We start from the raw sequence: 17106 nt of genomic DNA on the forward strand, positions 1-17106 counted from the left end.
TGCATTTACAACATTCAACGTTGTGTTGTTATTGACGTATTTTCATCGCTAAATACTGAAGCATCTCTCTTTCATCCTCTTGCAGAGCGCATGAATGTTTGGGTTAGGCCATGTCTACAAATAGATTATTTTGACCTACGCTAATTCTTTTTTTATTTATAAAACTCATAAGAAAAATTTATTGTTCTAGCTCTTGATTAAGATTAGTTAATATATTAACTTTTCATCATTGGCAAATGATTTGCTAATAGGACAATAATTTTGTTTAGCTGAGAAGCTAGAGATGAGGGGTTTGGTATGGATAACCAACTAACGTCGGACATTACACTTTCCAATGCGACTGAGTTAGAAAAGCAACAATTACTGACGAAACTGTTTTGGAAAATTTTACCTATTTTGTTTATTGCTTATTTCTTTTCGTTTTTAGATCGAGTGAATATTGGCTATGCAAAATTACAAATGCAGGAAGCCATTGGCTTTACAGATTCACAGTACGCCATGGCTGCGGGTATTTTCTTTATTGGCTATGCGTTCTTTGAAATCCCAAGCAACATTCTCATGGGCAAAATCGGTGCGCGTAAAACGTTAGCGCGCATTATGATTTTATGGGGCTTAGCTTCTGCAGCCACCATGTTTGTTAGCACTGCATCTCAGCTGTATTTTTTGCGTTTATTGCTGGGCATTTTTGAAGCAGGCTTTTTCCCAGGGGTGATTTTGTACCTCAGCTTTTGGTTTCCAAGCTACATGCGTGGTCGTGTGACTTCCATCTTGATTTTGGCAACATTAGCTGCACCCATTATTGGTGGCCCAATTTCAGGCTTAATCATGACCCACATGAATGGCGTACATGGTTTGGGCGGTTGGCAATGGATGTTTGCACTTGAAGCGATGCCAATTATTTTAATTGGTTTCCTGTGCTTGCTGTATTTAACGGATAAACCGCAATCATCAAAATGGCTGAATACTTCAGAACGTGCTCTGCATAAACAAATTATGCAAGAAGATCGCAAAGGCGCAGTGGAAGAAGATGCTTCAAGCCACAGTGGTACTGCGGTACTCAGTTGCTTAAAAGATTACCGTGTATATCTATTGGCTTCACTGGCATTTGCAGCTTACTGCGGTTCATACGGTTTTAACTTCTGGATGCCAACCATGATTAAAGAAATGGGCGTGACGGATATTGCACAGATTTCTTTTTACGCGGTGATTCCATTTTCATTGGCTGCAGTTGGCATGATTACAGTAGGTCGCAGTTCGGATAAGCGCCGTGAACGCCGTTGGCACTATGCCATCAGCATGCTGTTTGGTGCTGCCATGATGGCCTTGGCTGCATTTTGGGAAGGTGGTTTGGTGACGCGTTTGATTATTTTAGGTTTAGCAGGTTTTGGTTTCAGTGGTGGTGTCGTGGTCGCTTGGTCGTTGCCAGCAGCCTATCTAAAAGACAAAACCGCACCAGCAGGGATTGCAATGGTGAGTACCTTAGCAACCATGAGCGGACTATTTGCCCCATGGCTGATTGGTTTTATGCGTGAAAACACTGGAACTAACGCAGGTGCTTTACTCAGTATTGCTGCAGTGATGGTTGTTGCTGCGCTCATTATGATCTTCTTGATTCCTGCCAAAGCTGTATTTGTGAGTGACAAATAACAGTCTCATTCAATATTTAAATTAAGGATAATTTAATGAATACACCAGTGAAACTTTCACTGGTGATAGGGATGCTCATGCCTTTATCACCAGAAATTTTTGCCAATAATATTTTTGAAGATGGCAAATTTGATTTAATGAATCGGAATTTTTACTTTTACCGTGACTTTAGAAATGGTGCTTCTAATCCATCTGGCGCAAATTCACAGCTTCCTGTTTCTGAAAGAGAAGGATACCGTAGCGAATGGGCGCATGGCATTGTGGGGCAGTACAGTTCAGGTTTTACTGATGGTGCCGTGCAAATTGGCTTTGATGCTTACGGTATGGTTGGCATTAAGCTTTATAGTGATAAATATAAGACCGGTACCAATTTAATTACTTTTGACCCTAAAACTGGCGAAACCAGAGATGCTTATGGCGAAGTTGGCGGTGCAGTCAAAGTTAAATACAAAGACACGGTGCTCACTTATGGTAATCAGTTTCCAAATGTACCTGTGATTGCAACCAGTACAGTGCGCTTGCTACCTACAGTGTCTACAGGGGTATCTCTTCAAGATAAAACGCTGAATAACTTGGTGGTGAACGCAGGTTATTTCTACAGCATGAATCCATTGGATTCGACGCATGATTTGAATTATTTCACCACGGACTATGCAGCAGGCATCAAGGCTGACAGCATCAGCTTTTTAGGCGGAACATATAAACTGCCTACAGGGTCTGTCACGGTGTATGCGTCAGAGCTTGAAGATGTCTGGAATCAGTACTTTTTAGGTGCAACATACCAAAAAGCGCTACACGATCCTGATCAGAAAATTAAAGTGGCCTTTGCGGGTTATAGCAATAATGATACAGGTAAAAAAATAGCTGGAGATATTGAAGCACATATCGCATCAGTGTTGCTGGGTTATCAGTATCAAAATCATACGCTTTCTGCAGGGTATCAGCAGGTCTTTGGCAATGAGCCCTTTGATTGGGTAGGTTTTTCTACTATTGGTGGTAACACGTCTATTTTAAATGCGGCTCAGTTTGCAACCTTCTCTGAAGCTAAAGAAAAATCATGGCAAATCAAATATGAGACGGATTTTTCACCGTATGGTCTGCCGGGCTTAAGTTTAATGGCACGCTATATTTATGGTTGGGATATTGATAATAGTCACAGTAATAACACTTACTACACAAAACGCCATGTCTATGACACAAATATAGACACAACGCATTGGGAACGAGATATTCAACTGGCCTATAAGGTACCTTCAGGCTTTGCTAAAGGCATGGATATTAAACTGCGCCAAGCAACACATCGTGCGGTAGATGGCTATCGCTATAATGATATCGATGAATTACGAGTCATCATCGAATATCCATTATCATTTTAATTTTTCATAATGTTGGTAGAATAGTTAATATATTAATATTTATGCCATCGCACTACATGAAAAATATCCGACCATCCTTGACGTTGGCTTTATTGGAAGCCCGTGAAGCACTTATGACCCATTTTCGTCCTGAATTGAACGAGATGGGTTTAACCGAACAACAGTGGCGCATTATCCGTACATTGGCGCAATACCAGGAATTAGATAGCACGACCTTGGCCGAAAAAGCTTGTATTTTAAAGCCAAGCTTGACGGGCATTATTAATCGCATGCTAGAAACGGGCTTGATCGTGCGCCGTCGTTCAGATACAGACCAGCGTTTCTCATTCATTTCGTTAAGTGAAGAAGGGCAAAAGATTTTTGCCCAAATGCGTGGGCGCATGGAAAGCCGCTATCAAAATATTCAGGACCGTTTTGGTGAAGAAAAAATGCAACAGCTGATGGAACTTCTCAAAGAGATTCAAAGCTTAAAGCAAGACTGATATTTTACTATCTATATGCGCTGAGCTACAGCTTTGGCGCATTTAGATGCGGATAAATCCGAAGCCAATTAAACAGCGCATAGCTTAAAAGAATACATGCAAAGATCAGCATCACATTTTGCGGTGCGATTAGGCTGGCGAACAATCCTGCACAAAGCCCGCCGAGTGCATCAAAGCCAAATCGAGTAGAGGTGTAAATAGACACCACACGTCCCCGTAAAGATTCTGGTGTATCTTGCTGTAACACAATATTGGTGGAAATATTGGATGTAGATATCCCAAAACCCAATAAAAACATCGCCAGCATCAAAAATATGTAGCTAGAAGAAAGAGCTAAGAGCAACAAGCCAGCACCACAAAACAAGAGATTGAATAAAATTTGTGTGTGGACACGTTTAAAGCTTTTTTGTCCAGCAAGAATTACGGACGAGAGTAATGAACCTACGCCTGCCGCACCCCAAAGTATCCCTAAGGTTTTTTCATCGCCTTGTAATATATCTTTTGCATATACAGGGAGCAGAGCGACATAACTAGAAGCAGTCATATTGAGTATAAAAACAGTCAGCATTAAATATTTAAAAACGTGGTGCCGATAGACGTACTCAAAACCTTCTTTAAGTACATTTTTGATATTTCCTTGCGCGATTGAAGATTTTACTTGTTTCATGCAAAAAACAGCCAGCGCCAACACCAAATAGGATAGACCATTTAAATAAAAGCAAAGCTCTGCACCAATGCTGGCCAGCAAAAGACCAGCAATAGGCGGGCCAACAAAACGGGAGGCATTAAACACCATGGCGTTTAAGGCCAAGGCATTTGGTAGCGCAGTTTTGTCTTCGATAATTAGACTGAGTAAGGACTGACGTAGGGGCGTATCAATTGCACTTAATATACCCAGTAGCAAGGAAAGACCAATAAGTATGGAAGGCGTTAGCCAATGAAAATGATAAGCCACACCTAATAAAATGGCTTGGGCAAACAACAGTATCTGAATAAATATTAGAGTTTTGCGTTTGTCGATTTTATCGATCCAAGCACCAGCAAAAGGGCTCACAAATAACTGTGGAATGAGCGCACAAAAACCAATAATGCCCAGTAATGCGGTGGAATTTGTCAGTTCATAAATAATCCAAGCAAGTGTAACTTGTTGAATCCAAGTACCCAACGTGGAAAGTGAATGGCCAATAAAATAGTTACGAAAGTTTGGAAAACGTAATGAACTGAAGGTATGCACGAATGATTAATTATTAAGTTAATATATTAACTATATTAGGGGCTTTTAACTGATTTTAAAATAGAATTTTCACTATAAATGGATAAGATTCATATTAAATAAAGTTATGCTACGTTGAGTACAACAAATAAAAAAAAGAGCCTAAATCAGGCTCTTTTTTTATTGATGAATGTCCCAGCGACGATTCACCGATGTTCCTGCATTATTGTAATGGATCACTTTGGCATAGTTACCCACTGCGGTTGCATTATCTGGAATGTCTTTAGTGACTACGCTACCTGCACCAATCGTTGCATTTTGACCAATATTGACATGATCAACAATACATACATTAGGGCCAATATAAACATTGTCGCCAATGACAGCGGCTTGTCTGCCACCATTTGCACCAATGGTAGTAAATTGAGATAAATTTACATTGTTGCCAATAATCGTCGTTGGGTTTACAACCAAAGGCCCACCATGACCAATAAAGAGGCCATAGCCAATTTGAGTGGTACAGTGAATATCTATACTGTATTTCTTTTTCTTATAATAAAAAATAGGGTAGGCAATTTTACGCCAAGGTGATTGCGGGCTTGCAAGACGAAGCCAAACGCTAAAATTAAAACCACGGTTAAACAAATAATTTTTAATAAACGACTTCCAGCTGGTGTTGCCACAGTAGCGATAGAGGTCACTTAAAATAAGTTTGGATAACATGGTTGAATTCACTGCATCATAAAAAGAGAGAAGACTGTCCTATACAGCCTGAGAATTAATTATAGTCAAAAATAACCAAGCAATTGTTCACTTAAAATGAAAAGAAATCAATTGGTGTTTATTTGCACAAATGTGTGAAAGTGTTCAAATGATTGAAGTATTCTGCATGTCGTCTTATAGTGAAATTACAGTAGGTCGAAACATTAAGTAGACGCTACAAAGTAGTTGGACGGATCAATGACAGCTCGTTTTGAGTTTGCTAGTTCAAACAATACAATCAGCACTAGCCTTCCAACATAAAGCCCGCCAATGTGCGGGCTTTTTTAATGGATTAATGTCTATAAAGTGGAAACTGATGGGTCAGATATATAGCAAAATTGTCATACAATATTAATTTATTCAAACTATCTCTTTGATATATCATTTTTAAAATTAAGAAAAGTTACATTGCCATGAAATCTAACATTTTCTTTGTGGTTGATTGTTTTGTATGTGCTATAACACATAAATAGATAGATGACGTTGATAATTGAAGAAGGATATAGTGAAATGATAAAAATGATTGATATTAAAGTGAAAGATCAATATAGCCAGATTCTCGATGCAAAAGCAGTTTTGAGTACACGTCTTATGGAGCAAGCCGCAGAAGGAACTCCAGTATCTCGCCATATTGATCATATTTTTGTGAATGGTGAAATGATTCAACCCAGCATTGAATTTCTGTATGAAAGCCAGACTTCACCAAGTATTTATAAAGTAATTGAAGCCTAAATTCACTGAATAATAGCTTGATCAAACCGTAAAAAAGCTCCCTAGTTGAGGAGCTTTTTTATTAGATGTTTCTTTCATTTGTTTAAGTATTTAGCTTATTCACAAATGAGTTTGACTAGAACATCATAACGCGCAAATTCTTGCACGACAGTCTGTAAAATCTGTTGGCCTTCGAGTGTCGTTGCTAATAAATCAATTTCCGTATTTTGAGCACTGTCAAAGCATTCAATATTTTGAATCAGCCATTGCTGTTCGTGTGCAGTACTATGAATAATAACTCGTCGTGCTTGTAATTGGTCATTGGCTTGGCGCGGTAATACATAGGTAATGGCCAGCTGGATGTCATGCAGTTCACTTGCAGGGCTTAAAAAGGTAATCACCCAATTACCGACTTTACTCAATTGAGTCGGATGGTCAAAAGGGTCAAACTCAAATAAAACTGCCATGCGTCACGCTCTTAAAATACAGCCTTATCTATGCCAAATATAACAATGAAAACCCATTAGCATTAAGTCGTAGTGTGTAAATGATGCTTGAGCTACTTTGAATATAATTGAGAGAATTTTAGACAAATTGAGTGTTTTAAAACTAACAAAAGTTTAATTTGAGAGCTTTTATAAATCAGAATGAACATAAAAGCTCTAAGTATAAACATAGCGATGACCTAGAGTGATCTCGCTTAATCACTAGCCAAGGTGTGAATACTAGAATTCACATATTTTAAAGCCATATTGAGTTGAGCAGGCTGAATTCGCGATTCTTGTAAATGGGTCATCCATTGCATTTGGCAGGTTTTTAATTCAGCAGGATGCTGCGTTTTATGAATTTTTTCAATCAATAACTTAGCCATAAGGCCACAATATTGTTGCAATTGTTGCGTCATGAAATCTTTTAACTCGTTTAGAGTTGAAGCATGGGTACGTAGCGTTGTTGTTTCAGGCCTATGTTCTTGATGAGCTTCTTGATTCGAAAGAATGAGTGATGGCGTATCAGGCATCACAAAAGTTTGAGTGCTAGATTCAATGGGCTCATTCGTGGCTGTTTGAATCTCTGTAGTTTGTAGCGATGGGGCAGTGAAAGCATCGTCAGTTATCGGCGGGATGTCTAAATCTGGGCTAAATGTAGCCTCTGTTTGAATGAGACCGAGCTCTAAAAGTTGTTGAATTAATTCAGGAGTAGCAAATCGATTTTGCATTGATGAATTCATCGCATTGAAATCATCTGTGCCGATGAGTAGCAAGAGTCGACGTTGTTTTGCATTTAATGCTAAGTCACGTAATTTGATGGTGCGAAAACCAAGTTCGGTTTTATAAAAAGTAGACATACCTTAATTTATTCCCCAATAAATCAAGGCACATCCTATTGTGTAAAAATTACACTGAAATGACAGTTTAATGAATTTTCATTTGATTTTTAACAATTTTATAGGGTTTTAACCGCCGTATTTTCTAAAGCTTTACGTAGGTAAGGGTCTAAATCTTCTTGGCGCATCAGCCATTGCACATAGTCCGCAGGGAGTTCAGCAATTGCTGTACCACGGTGCTTACCAAAATTTAAGCTACGTGGAATGCGAGCATCTTCAGAAAGCGCATAGAGGGATTCAAGGTCATTCACTTTGAGTTGGTGCACAATATGCATCAAAATATTAGCCGTTAAAATAATATCCATATCTGCACGGTGTGCTTTACGAATCATTTCACGGGCTTTTTCACTACCTTTGCTAATCATATAAATTAATGCAGAAATATTATGCGCTTCAGCATCAGGCCAAACACGACGTGCAAGGGCAAGTGTACAAATGGCTTTAATTTTAGATGTATTCACACCACATTTTTCTAATGCGCGAAGATCATAATCAATATTATGGCCAATAATATAAGTTGTTTCAGCGGGGAGCTGAAAACTACTATAATGTGGCATACCGACCAAGTCTGACTCTAAAATATGATGTACAGCCATGGCTGCAAATGAAATGGGCTCATCCACAGTATACAGCTGATCAAATACTTTGGTTTTGTCTAAGCTGAGCTTGCCATTTTGTATTTCGATCGGCGCGTATGCAATTTCAATGGGTTGACCATTTAATGTATGTGTTTCTGTATCAAGAATAATGGCTTGCATGCCCAAATCCAAAAGCAAAATGAATATGCCCAATCTATCATTTGCGTCGAATGCTGACAAACCCAACTGCACTGAAAGAGATGACCTTGCATGTATTTGCTGAAAATATGAGTCAATTAAGATTTATTTGAGTACGTCATATATCCATAAAGTCTAGTTTTAGTGTTCATAGCTTAAAGTTCTTTATTTAAGAAGAATTGAAAAAATAAGTTATCGAGTAGACCAACTTAATTTAGTTTCATAGCGCTTGTGTAAATTTCAAAGCATCCAACGCTGATCTAAATGTTATTCCTATCTCTTTAAGATTAGGTTCACCTTCACATAAAAATACTCAGTTGGTCATGCGTTCATAGACATTTTTACATCATATAACGCATAGGTTGTCATTGATCTTAAATACTCTTGTGTATATGCGCATGGACGGGGTATATATAAAATGGTGAAAAAAACAACAAGGAAGGACTTCGAATGAAAAAACATATTTTAGCAGTCTTAATGGGCGGTTCTATTTTACTAACGGCATGTGGCGGTGGCGATGGTGGAGAGGCCGTCTATATCATTGATAATGGGATACCTAAAAATAATATCGAGAGTCCTGTTGTTAAAACAGTGGGCTACACCGATGCTAGTCCAACAGCAGATAATGTTTTAGCTACGGTCAGTTCAGATAAGTCCCTAATGACTTATAAAATGCTAGGTGTGAATGGAAAAGAGACCCAAGCAACCGCATTAGTATTTACGCCAAATACAGCTAAACCAGCGGGGGGATGGCCTATTGTTGCATGGGCGCATGGAACTACTGGTGTTGCGGATATGTGTGCACCCAGCCAACAAGGTTTAAAAGGCAATGAATATTTAATTCAAGCGCTATTGGCTGCTGGCTATGCGGTGGTTGCACCAGATTATGAAGGACTGGGGGAGCCAAGTGGCCGTGAACCACATCCATTCTTAAATCTAAAAAGTGAAGCTTTTTCAATTACAGATGCTGTGGTTGCAGCACGTAATTATCTTGGCAATACCACAGAAAATCGATGGTTGGTTGTTGGGCATTCGCAAGGCGGGCAAGCGGCTTTAGGCGCAGCACAATATGCATCACGTGCGCAGTTAAGCTATAAAGGTGCGATTGCCGTAGCACCCGCATCATTTTTGGGTTCTGTGTTGAGTATTGGAGAAGATGCTGCTCAACAAATGACAGATCCAACAGCACAAATTACCACATTGGCTTCTTTAGATACCTTTACTGCATTGATTGTTGCTGGTATAAAAAATCAATATCCAAATTTGCAATACAACCAAATCTTTAAATCACCAACGGATTCAATTGCAGCAGAAGCAGAAACATTATGTTCTGATAAGTTGGGTGATGCTTTGGGTGGGGCAATGGGGAAATATTTACAGCAAAATATGAGCTTAGTAAATTACCCACGAACCCAAGCGAATTTCATGACGGATATTCCAGAAGTGAAAGACTTTTTGGTTAATGGTTCACAGCCGTTAAAAACAGCGATTAAAACTTCAATTATTATTTATCAAGGGACACTCGATCCAACGGTGCCACGCCAAGTGACAGATGCTTTGGTGAAATCAGCACCAGAGGGCACAACAATTAGTTATAAAACAGATGATGCACTTCCACTAGCAGCTAAATGGGATCACATCACAGCCTATAGTTTAAATTTGGGCAATATTGTGAAAGATGTACAATCTCTAATGCCAATTCAATAAGTTAATTTAACTAAAATGCTCATTTTTAGAATAAAGATGGGCATTTTTTATTGCAAACAGCACGAACTTCATTCTCTACTTGATAAAACTTCATGCTACAATACGCGCCAATCTTAGCACGGCTTAAAAGCCCTACATTTCATAGGACCTCGCTAATGTTTGCCAACACATCTATTGCTGAATTTGATCCGGAAATCGCTAAAGCGATTTCTCAAGAAGATGCCCGCCAAGAAGCGCACATCGAACTCATTGCTTCTGAAAACTACTGCTCACCAGCAGTAATGGAAGCTCAAGGGTCTAAACTCACTAACAAATATGCGGAAGGCTACCCAGGCAAACGCTACTACGGCGGCTGCGAATATGTAGACGTTATTGAACAACTAGCGATTGATCGTGCTAAAGAACTTTTCGGCGCAGACTATGCAAACGTACAACCGCATGCAGGTTCACAAGCAAACTCTGCAGTTTACTTAGCGCTTCTTAACCCAGGCGATACAGTATTAGGTATGAGCTTGGCTCACGGTGGTCACTTGACTCACGGTGCTAAAGTAAGCTTCTCTGGTAAAACTTACAACGCAATTCAATACGGTTTGAACCCAGAAACTGGCGAAATCGATTATGAAGAAGTTGAACGTTTAGCTGAAGAACATAAGCCACGTATGATCGTTGCTGGCTTCTCTGCTTATAGCCAAATTGTTGACTGGCAGCGTTTCCGTGACATCGCGGACAAAGTTGGCGCTTACCTATTTGTAGATATGGCTCACGTTGCAGGTCTAGTTGCTGCTGGTGTTTACCCAAGCCCAGTTCAAATTGCTGACGTAACAACAACGACTACACATAAAACACTTCGTGGCCCACGTTCAGGTTTAATCCTTGCGAAAGCAAACGAAGAAATTGAGAAAAAACTTCAATCAGCTGTATTCCCAGGCAACCAAGGCGGTCCTTTGGTTCATGCTGTAGCAGCAAAAGCGATCTGCTTTAAAGAAGCAATGGCGCCTGAATACAAAGCTTATCAACAACAAGTTGTTAAAAACGCGAAAGCAATGGCTGAAGTGTTGATCGCTCGCGGTTACGATGTTGTTTCTGGTGGTACTGAAAACCACTTGTTCCTATTGTCTTTAATCAAACAAGGCGATATTACAGGTAAAGAAGCTGATGCTTGGTTAGGTGCTGCTCACATTACTGTGAACAAAAACTCTGTACCAAACGATCCTCGTTCTCCGTTCGTAACTTCAGGTATCCGTATTGGTACGCCTGCAGTAACAACTCGCGGTTTTGGCGAAGCTGAAGTACGTGATTTGGCTGGATGGATTGCAGACATTTTAGATGCAAAAGGCGACGAAGCTGTAATTAACGCAGTTAAAGCGAAAGTTGAAACTGTTTGCGCTAAATTCCCAGTTTACGCAAAATAAGTTCTACTTGAGAAAAAGCCCCCTCAAGGGGGCTTTTTTTATAGCTGAATTAAATACAGTTTCAGCAGAATACTTAGTGTTACTCAAGTGCAGAAAATTCTGCTATAACTTAATAAATAGCTTCATAAAGAATGATTCATTTGATCATCATTTGAATGGATAAAAATACAAGGATAATTATAGATGACGCAGCCGAATATTGTTCTTTCAGAACAGGATTTGAACCGTTTGGAAACCATGCTCGAACATCAGGATCAGCTAACGCCGACCATGAAGCATCTGGAAAATGAGTTGGCACGTGCCGAAGTCGTTGCACCGCAGGATGTGCCAGCCAATGTTGTAAGTATGAATGCTAAGGTGCTCATTAAAATTGCACCAGCGACAGAGGCGACTGAAATTACCTTGGTTTATCCGCATGATTTTCGTGGCGATAAAGGACAAGTGAATGTGTTGGCACCAGTGGGTGCGGCCATTTTAGGTTTAGCTGAAGGTCAAGAAATTGAATGGCCACAGCCAGACGGTCACATTATGAAAGTCAAAATTGAAAAAGTGCTGTACCAACCAGAGCGCGAAGGCAACTATTTATAATTGGCTTACGTGACATCAGTTAAAACTAAAACTCCAGATTGATGATCTGGAGTTTTTTTATTTAGTTCTGAGCAAAACCCTGTGGGTAGGGATTTAAATGAGGTTGGTAATGGTTGGCCCAAACTTTTCGCTCCGCAGGCAGTGATGTTTCAAAATTGTTTATACCATCGAACAGTGCTTGCATCGCAGATAAAATTTGAGGCATAGCACTGTCTGTAATCGCATCGCAGGCATTCAAATAAGGTTGGAAAATAGAAAATCCACGGTAATCAAATACAGAAAAATAGGGAATAATCAGTTGTAAGTTCATGGCATGTGCGCCGTATTGGCGAATGTGAATGGCAAAAGCATCGGTACGAATATGTGGTAAACAGGCATACATTTCATAAGCAAGAACATTAAATGGATGTTTGTTTGGATTCTGTTCCAGTTGATTTAAGGCTTCATCAGGGCCACCCATGTGCTTAATAAATGTATGGCCGGGTGGAAAGCTGGTTGGAATCATATTGTCATCTGGGTCAGTTCTTGGCATGACTCCATGAATAAATTGAAATATATACGCGATCAATACACCAGCTTGATGTAAGGCATCATGATAAGGAGAGCCTTTATGCAGATCATCTAAAGATGTTTTAGCAATGTACATTGGATTACGCGTTTTTAAAATGTCGTTAATAATCTGCTGGGCATATTTTGTTGAGCTGGTCTGAATAATAGGTGCAAAAAGAAAATCACAAACATGACCAGTGGTAAAAAATACGCGATTATGAATATGTGCGATGCGCGCAGTCGGCAATTGAGCTTGAATATCTTGCCCAAGCATTTGGCTTGCTTGGACCGGATTTAGCCAGCGTAAAGAAGTGCCTGCGTGTTGCGCGATAACGCGCCCTAAGTAGCCACTTAGAAATAAAATGAAGTAATAATTGTTTTCTTCTGTTAAAAATTTTTCAGCGGAAATGATGTAATTCTGGCGCATTTCCCGCATTAACTCATCTAAGCGTTCAAGGCTTTTGAGGGAGTAGTCTAAGTTAGATATTTCTACAAGTTTTAAATAAGGGCTTCCGCTGGGTAACGGGTATTGGTTTTGATACATCTTTTGTAACGCATGCATTTCTTCAGCAATTTTTTGTCGGCTTTCGCCAGTCAATACCATGTGATTGAGAAGTTCGATTTCAACATGTTGACTAAAATGAAGTGGAATTTCAGCTTGTTGAAAGTACTGGTGTACAACAAGAAGGGGAAAAACTATTTTATGAGCTAAAACCAGTGCATAGTCATATAAATATGATTGAGGCAAGGACATTTCACTTTCAGATAGCGTTCTTTTCAGCTCTTCACGATTCAACCATTGTTCTGCATAAGTACTACGTTCTGCTAAAAATTGGCCCAAATGGCTGGCCAATAGCATGAGTGTGTTTAACTGGCTTGTTTCAGCATCATGCTGAATATCGAGTGAACCTACTTGTTTTTTAAATGCTGTAAATAATTGATCAAGGCGCTGAAAGCTGGCAAAGCTTTGATCCAAATTAACAGTATTTAATGCATTGGCAATATAAAACTCATGCTGATTTGCGCTATCTTTAAAATGTTTTCGAATGCCTTGCATACGCGCGGTTGTAGATAAAGTAGAGTCGCTTGAGGTACTAAAATGATTTGTTATCATGATGATTCTTTTAGTGTTATTTTGATATGAGTATAAAAGAGCATCTTTGAGTAGTGCTAGTGATTAGAGCTAGATTTTTATAAAATTAAATCGATGCTAATTTAAACAATGATCGAAAAACTTAAACGTGTTTAGCAGATGATTTAAAATCCAGTTGTTTACCTTTCAAAGTTTGAATGAAGGCTTAAGATTAAAATAGCGCAATACTCAAAAGGCTCGGATATTTTGCAAAAAACTACATCAAAGCTTTGCTAAAAGCCTTAGTATAAAAATGATTTTATTGAGTTTAATGATTTATGTCTCAAGTCGATGTGTTGGTGCCTTTAACAGAGATAATTGTATCTTCAGAGGAAGTGCTGTCGGTCAAATGCAATGAATTGGTCCCCATATTGAATGATCAATATCGTTTAAATCATTATGCAGATTCCATCATTCAGGCTCAATCAGTGCTGTTAGACGGGGTAGATCCGCATTTAACTCAAAAGCTGGGCCAACGGATTGAAGAGTTAATACACATGCTGTCTGACTCAAAGAAAATTTTAAAAAAACGCAAATTTAATGGCTTACAAAAATGGCTGGGTATTGATTTAGAGTTTGGTTCTCATCAATTTGATTACTATAAAAAGCTCGATCAAATCTTAACTGATGCCAATCAGCTCAGTCAGCATTTGCAAATCGAAATTCAAAAATCACAATCACGTTTTAGTCAGTTACAGGGGCTACGTGAGCAAATGGTAAAATATATTCAGGCGGCTGAGGAATTCTCACAAGAATACCCAAGTTTTGCACATCAAGCGCCTTTGGACAGTTTTGCCGAGCGCTTAGCAAAAAAGATTCAAAGCTTAAGAACTTTACAGGCCAGCAATGATATTGCAATGATGCAAATGCATTTATCACAGCAGTTATCTTTTAGTTTGCTGGACCGTTTTAAAGAGGCACAGCAAGTGCTGATTCCAGCATGGCAGTATCATGTTAAACAAAGCCAGCAGAATAACTCGACAACTTCACTGGAAAAACTTGATAATAGTCGAGAAGCCCTCATTAAAACATTAAGAAAATCATTAGAGAAATCCTCTAAATCATAATCAGTAAGGTGCGCTATGACACATCCAGAAAACCTCCAATTGCTTGTAAACGAAGACACCCCAACAACAGCTGTATCTGTGGTAGAAGAAAAATTTAAACAACTCGACTTACAAGGTATTGGTTTAAAACCAGCAGATTTTCAGGATGTCATGACCGCACATAAAGAATTGGCGGATATGAACCATAATGCAGTTGCTGAGTATGGTAAAAATATTGCAACTAAAACATCAACGTATACCGATGAACTGTTAAGTTTAGTGCAAAATAAAGACCTTGATGCAACAGGGCAAAAGCTCAATCAGGTGGTGCAAGTAGCACAGCAACTCAATACCAGTAGTATTTTAAACAAATCCAAAAATTCAGGCTTTTTGGGCGGCTTACTGAGTAAGTTTAAGGGTGCGAAGCAAAGTTTTGATCAGCATTTTAATACTACTAAAGAGCAAATTGATGCTTTGGTGAAAGAAATTGAAAGCTCACAAAACGGCTTGAAAGCACGTGTAGATACGCTGGATCGTATGTTTAATAGCGTGCAAGACGAATATAAGCAGTTGGGCGTATATGTTGCTGCAGGTAAATTGAAGCAACAAGATATTCAACAAGAAATTTCGACTTTAACGGCTTTAGAGCAAGATCAGAACAATACACAAAAAATTTATGATCTCAATCATTTGGCCAATAATTTAGAAAAACGAGTCAGTGATTTACAAGTCTTGCAACAATCTGCGATGCAAACTTTACCCATGATTCGTATTATTCAGTCGAATAATTTGATGCTGGTAGATAAGTTTTATGCCATTAAAAATATTACTTTACCTGCATGGAAAAACCAAATTAGCTTGGCAATTTCATTGCAGGAACAAAAGAATAGTGTGCAGTTGGCCAATACTATTGATGATGCGACCAATGACTTGCTCAAACGTAATGCGGATTTGTTGCATCAGAACTCGGTAGATACAGCCAAAGCGAATCAGCGTTCGGTGATTGATATTGAAACCCTTGAACATGTACAAAATACCCTCATTAAAACAGTGAATGATGTGATTCAGATTCAAAAAGAAGGCATGCAAAAACGTGATGAGGCGACTACACGCTTACGTGCATTGCAGGATAATTTGAATCATTTGGTGCTGGATACCAGCTCAAATGCTTCCAAGATTTCTTAGAACTTGATCATTGGCATAAGGGTGTGCCATTTTTACTGCTTAGGAAGGCAATATTGTTAGTGACTCAGGAGAATATATGCCTCCCTTAGATGAATATGCTGTTCGTCCACAACAGATTGAAGCTGGTTTAGTAACGCTTAAAAAGCGGCAACGTAATGTTGTCTTATTGGGCATCACGACATCGGTCTTTTTGATTGCTTCGGTGATTGGTCTGTTTGTACAACAAGATTTTGTCTATGGTTTTTTTGGTTTGACCACGCAGGTTGAACAATTACATTTACCCAGTAGTATTGATGCACAGCTGATGGCCGTTGGCCAACAGCCTGATTATTTCGTCAATTTATTGGCATGGTTTGGTTGGCTTTTTCTAAAACTCTTTGTGGCATTTATTGGTTCATTTTTTGTGATCCATTTGCTACGTAAAATTCGCTTTTTTGCTGTCAGATTCCAATCGTTTGTATTGAAGTTTGTAGGTTGGATCATTGCATTTATGGTGCTTTGGGGCGGACTGACCTATGTGCAATATGATTTAAAATCTGATCATGCGGGTGAATATCAACAGCTAGTTCACTATGATAAAAATATTCAAGAAAGTGAAATATCACATTATTTGAAAGCATCAGAGATTGCGGTACCAGTTAAAAGCTATCTTTTGGCACAAACTGCCTTGTTACATCAGCCAGCCGATCGTGCAACTGCCATTCCTTATGTACAAGCGCTGATACAGGCCGAACAACAGGATCCTCAGTTTTTAAGCTATGGCTTTAAACCCGAGCAGTTGTGGAGCATGCAAAATCAACTGTTTGATAAAACAATGACGCCAATGGCGCAAAGTGTGAGTCAGCAAGTCGCGCAAGCCAATGTGCTGAGTACAGTCGTATACTGGGTATTATTGTTTGCTATTGCGATATTCCTTGTGATGAGTCTATTGCTATTTGTTTTATCCTCGCATTTGAAAAATCGTATTCAACGTATTGGGCAACACTTAAGTTAGAGGCCTTAAGCTTAAATATTTTAGGCTCCATGTTTTTAGTGCATCGAATCGTTTTACAAAGTGTTAGATAGAGACGTAGAACTGTATTATGTCTTTGAATAAAAGTTATATTTTTTATTTTGATCAGTTTTTTCGATCATTG

At 39.0% G+C, this 17106-nt stretch carries 16 protein-coding genes; 10 read left to right on the forward strand and 6 right to left on the reverse strand.

Going from position 1 to position 17106, the window contains the following annotated elements; all coding sequences use genetic code 11:
• Nucleotides 1-297 precede the first annotated feature (297 nt).
• Genes D9K81_RS15950 through hpaR form a run of 3 tightly spaced genes read left to right on the forward strand, consistent with a single transcriptional unit; the run spans nucleotide 298 to nucleotide 3505 of the window.
• Nucleotides 298-1647 (forward strand): MFS transporter, encoded by a 1350-nt coding sequence (locus D9K81_RS15950; protein WP_120375918.1) that lies wholly within the window; start codon nucleotides 298-300, stop codon nucleotides 1645-1647.
• A gap of 35 nt (nucleotides 1648-1682) precedes the next feature.
• Nucleotides 1683-3023: an OprD family outer membrane porin gene (locus tag D9K81_RS15955; protein ID WP_120375919.1), complete on the forward strand. Its 1341-nt coding sequence runs from the start codon at nucleotides 1683-1685 to the stop codon at nucleotides 3021-3023.
• Nucleotides 3024-3079: 56 nt separating this feature from the next.
• The gene (hpaR, locus tag D9K81_RS15960) at nucleotides 3080-3505 is read left to right on the forward strand and encodes a homoprotocatechuate degradation operon regulator HpaR (RefSeq protein ID WP_120375920.1); all 426 of its coding nucleotides are present in this window, start codon (nucleotides 3080-3082) and stop codon (nucleotides 3503-3505) included.
• A 25-nt stretch (nucleotides 3506-3530) separates the two neighbouring features.
• Here hpaR and D9K81_RS15965 read toward each other — a convergent pair whose 3' ends face one another.
• Together D9K81_RS15965 and D9K81_RS15970 are read right to left on the reverse strand one after the other, a co-directional pair.
• Nucleotides 3531-4739, reverse strand: a complete 1209-nt coding sequence (locus D9K81_RS15965; RefSeq protein WP_120375921.1) for an MFS transporter — start codon at nucleotides 4737-4739, stop codon at nucleotides 3531-3533.
• A 159-nt stretch (nucleotides 4740-4898) separates the two neighbouring features.
• Entirely contained in the window at nucleotides 4899-5441 is a 543-nt protein-coding gene (locus D9K81_RS15970; RefSeq protein WP_120375922.1) for a serine O-acetyltransferase, read from the reverse strand.
• A 549-nt stretch (nucleotides 5442-5990) separates the two neighbouring features.
• Here D9K81_RS15970 and D9K81_RS15975 point away from each other — a divergent pair.
• On the forward strand, nucleotides 5991-6212 hold the full coding sequence (locus D9K81_RS15975) for a hypothetical protein (protein WP_120375923.1): 222 nt from the start codon (nucleotides 5991-5993) through the stop codon (nucleotides 6210-6212).
• Nucleotides 6213-6307: 95 nt separating this feature from the next.
• Here the strand turns inward: D9K81_RS15975 and D9K81_RS15980 are convergent, their stop codons facing one another.
• From D9K81_RS15980 to D9K81_RS15990, 3 genes are all read right to left on the reverse strand, one after another.
• Nucleotides 6308-6658 carry a hypothetical protein gene (locus D9K81_RS15980; RefSeq protein WP_120375924.1) on the reverse strand — a complete coding sequence of 117 codons (351 nt, stop codon included), beginning with the start codon at nucleotides 6656-6658 and terminating at the stop codon, nucleotides 6308-6310.
• 233 nt (nucleotides 6659-6891) lie between these two features.
• The gene (locus D9K81_RS15985) at nucleotides 6892-7536 is read right to left on the reverse strand and encodes a hypothetical protein (protein WP_120375925.1); all 645 of its coding nucleotides are present in this window, start codon (nucleotides 7534-7536) and stop codon (nucleotides 6892-6894) included.
• A gap of 98 nt (nucleotides 7537-7634) precedes the next feature.
• Nucleotides 7635-8333, reverse strand: a complete 699-nt coding sequence (locus D9K81_RS15990) for an exonuclease domain-containing protein (protein ID WP_120375935.1) — start codon at nucleotides 8331-8333, stop codon at nucleotides 7635-7637.
• 468 nt (nucleotides 8334-8801) lie between these two features.
• On the opposite strand from D9K81_RS15990, the gene D9K81_RS15995 reads away from it, so the two are divergent.
• The 3 genes from D9K81_RS15995 (at nucleotide 8802) to rnk (ending at nucleotide 12058) form a co-directional block, all read left to right on the forward strand.
• A complete protein-coding gene (locus tag D9K81_RS15995) occupies nucleotides 8802-10058 on the forward strand; it encodes an alpha/beta hydrolase family protein (RefSeq protein WP_120375926.1) in 1257 nt (418 codons plus the stop codon).
• 155 nt (nucleotides 10059-10213) lie between these two features.
• On the forward strand, nucleotides 10214-11470 hold the full coding sequence (gene glyA / locus D9K81_RS16000) for a serine hydroxymethyltransferase (protein WP_120375927.1): 1257 nt from the start codon (nucleotides 10214-10216) through the stop codon (nucleotides 11468-11470).
• Nucleotides 11471-11653: 183 nt separating this feature from the next.
• Complete coding sequence (gene rnk, locus D9K81_RS16005) at nucleotides 11654-12058, forward strand: nucleoside diphosphate kinase regulator (protein WP_120375928.1); 405 nt, start codon at nucleotides 11654-11656, stop codon at nucleotides 12056-12058.
• Between the two features lie 61 nt (nucleotides 12059-12119).
• Here rnk and D9K81_RS16010 read toward each other — a convergent pair whose 3' ends face one another.
• A complete protein-coding gene (locus tag D9K81_RS16010) occupies nucleotides 12120-13721 on the reverse strand; it encodes a hypothetical protein (protein ID WP_120375929.1) in 1602 nt (533 codons plus the stop codon).
• A 296-nt stretch (nucleotides 13722-14017) separates the two neighbouring features.
• On the opposite strand from D9K81_RS16010, the gene D9K81_RS16015 reads away from it, so the two are divergent.
• From D9K81_RS16015 to D9K81_RS16025, 3 genes are all read left to right on the forward strand, one after another.
• Nucleotides 14018-14806 (forward strand): tellurium resistance protein, encoded by a 789-nt coding sequence (locus D9K81_RS16015; protein ID WP_120375930.1) that lies wholly within the window; start codon nucleotides 14018-14020, stop codon nucleotides 14804-14806.
• A 15-nt stretch (nucleotides 14807-14821) separates the two neighbouring features.
• Nucleotides 14822-15970, forward strand: coding sequence for a toxic anion resistance protein (locus D9K81_RS16020; RefSeq protein ID WP_120375931.1), 1149 nt, complete (start codon nucleotides 14822-14824; stop codon nucleotides 15968-15970).
• 76 nt (nucleotides 15971-16046) lie between these two features.
• Complete coding sequence (locus D9K81_RS16025) at nucleotides 16047-16964, forward strand: hypothetical protein (RefSeq protein ID WP_120375932.1); 918 nt, start codon at nucleotides 16047-16049, stop codon at nucleotides 16962-16964.
• The last annotated feature ends 142 nt before the right edge of the window (nucleotides 16965-17106 follow it).

The organism is Acinetobacter chengduensis (assembly GCF_003664645.1).
GTDB lineage: Bacteria > Pseudomonadota > Gammaproteobacteria > Pseudomonadales > Moraxellaceae > Acinetobacter > Acinetobacter chengduensis.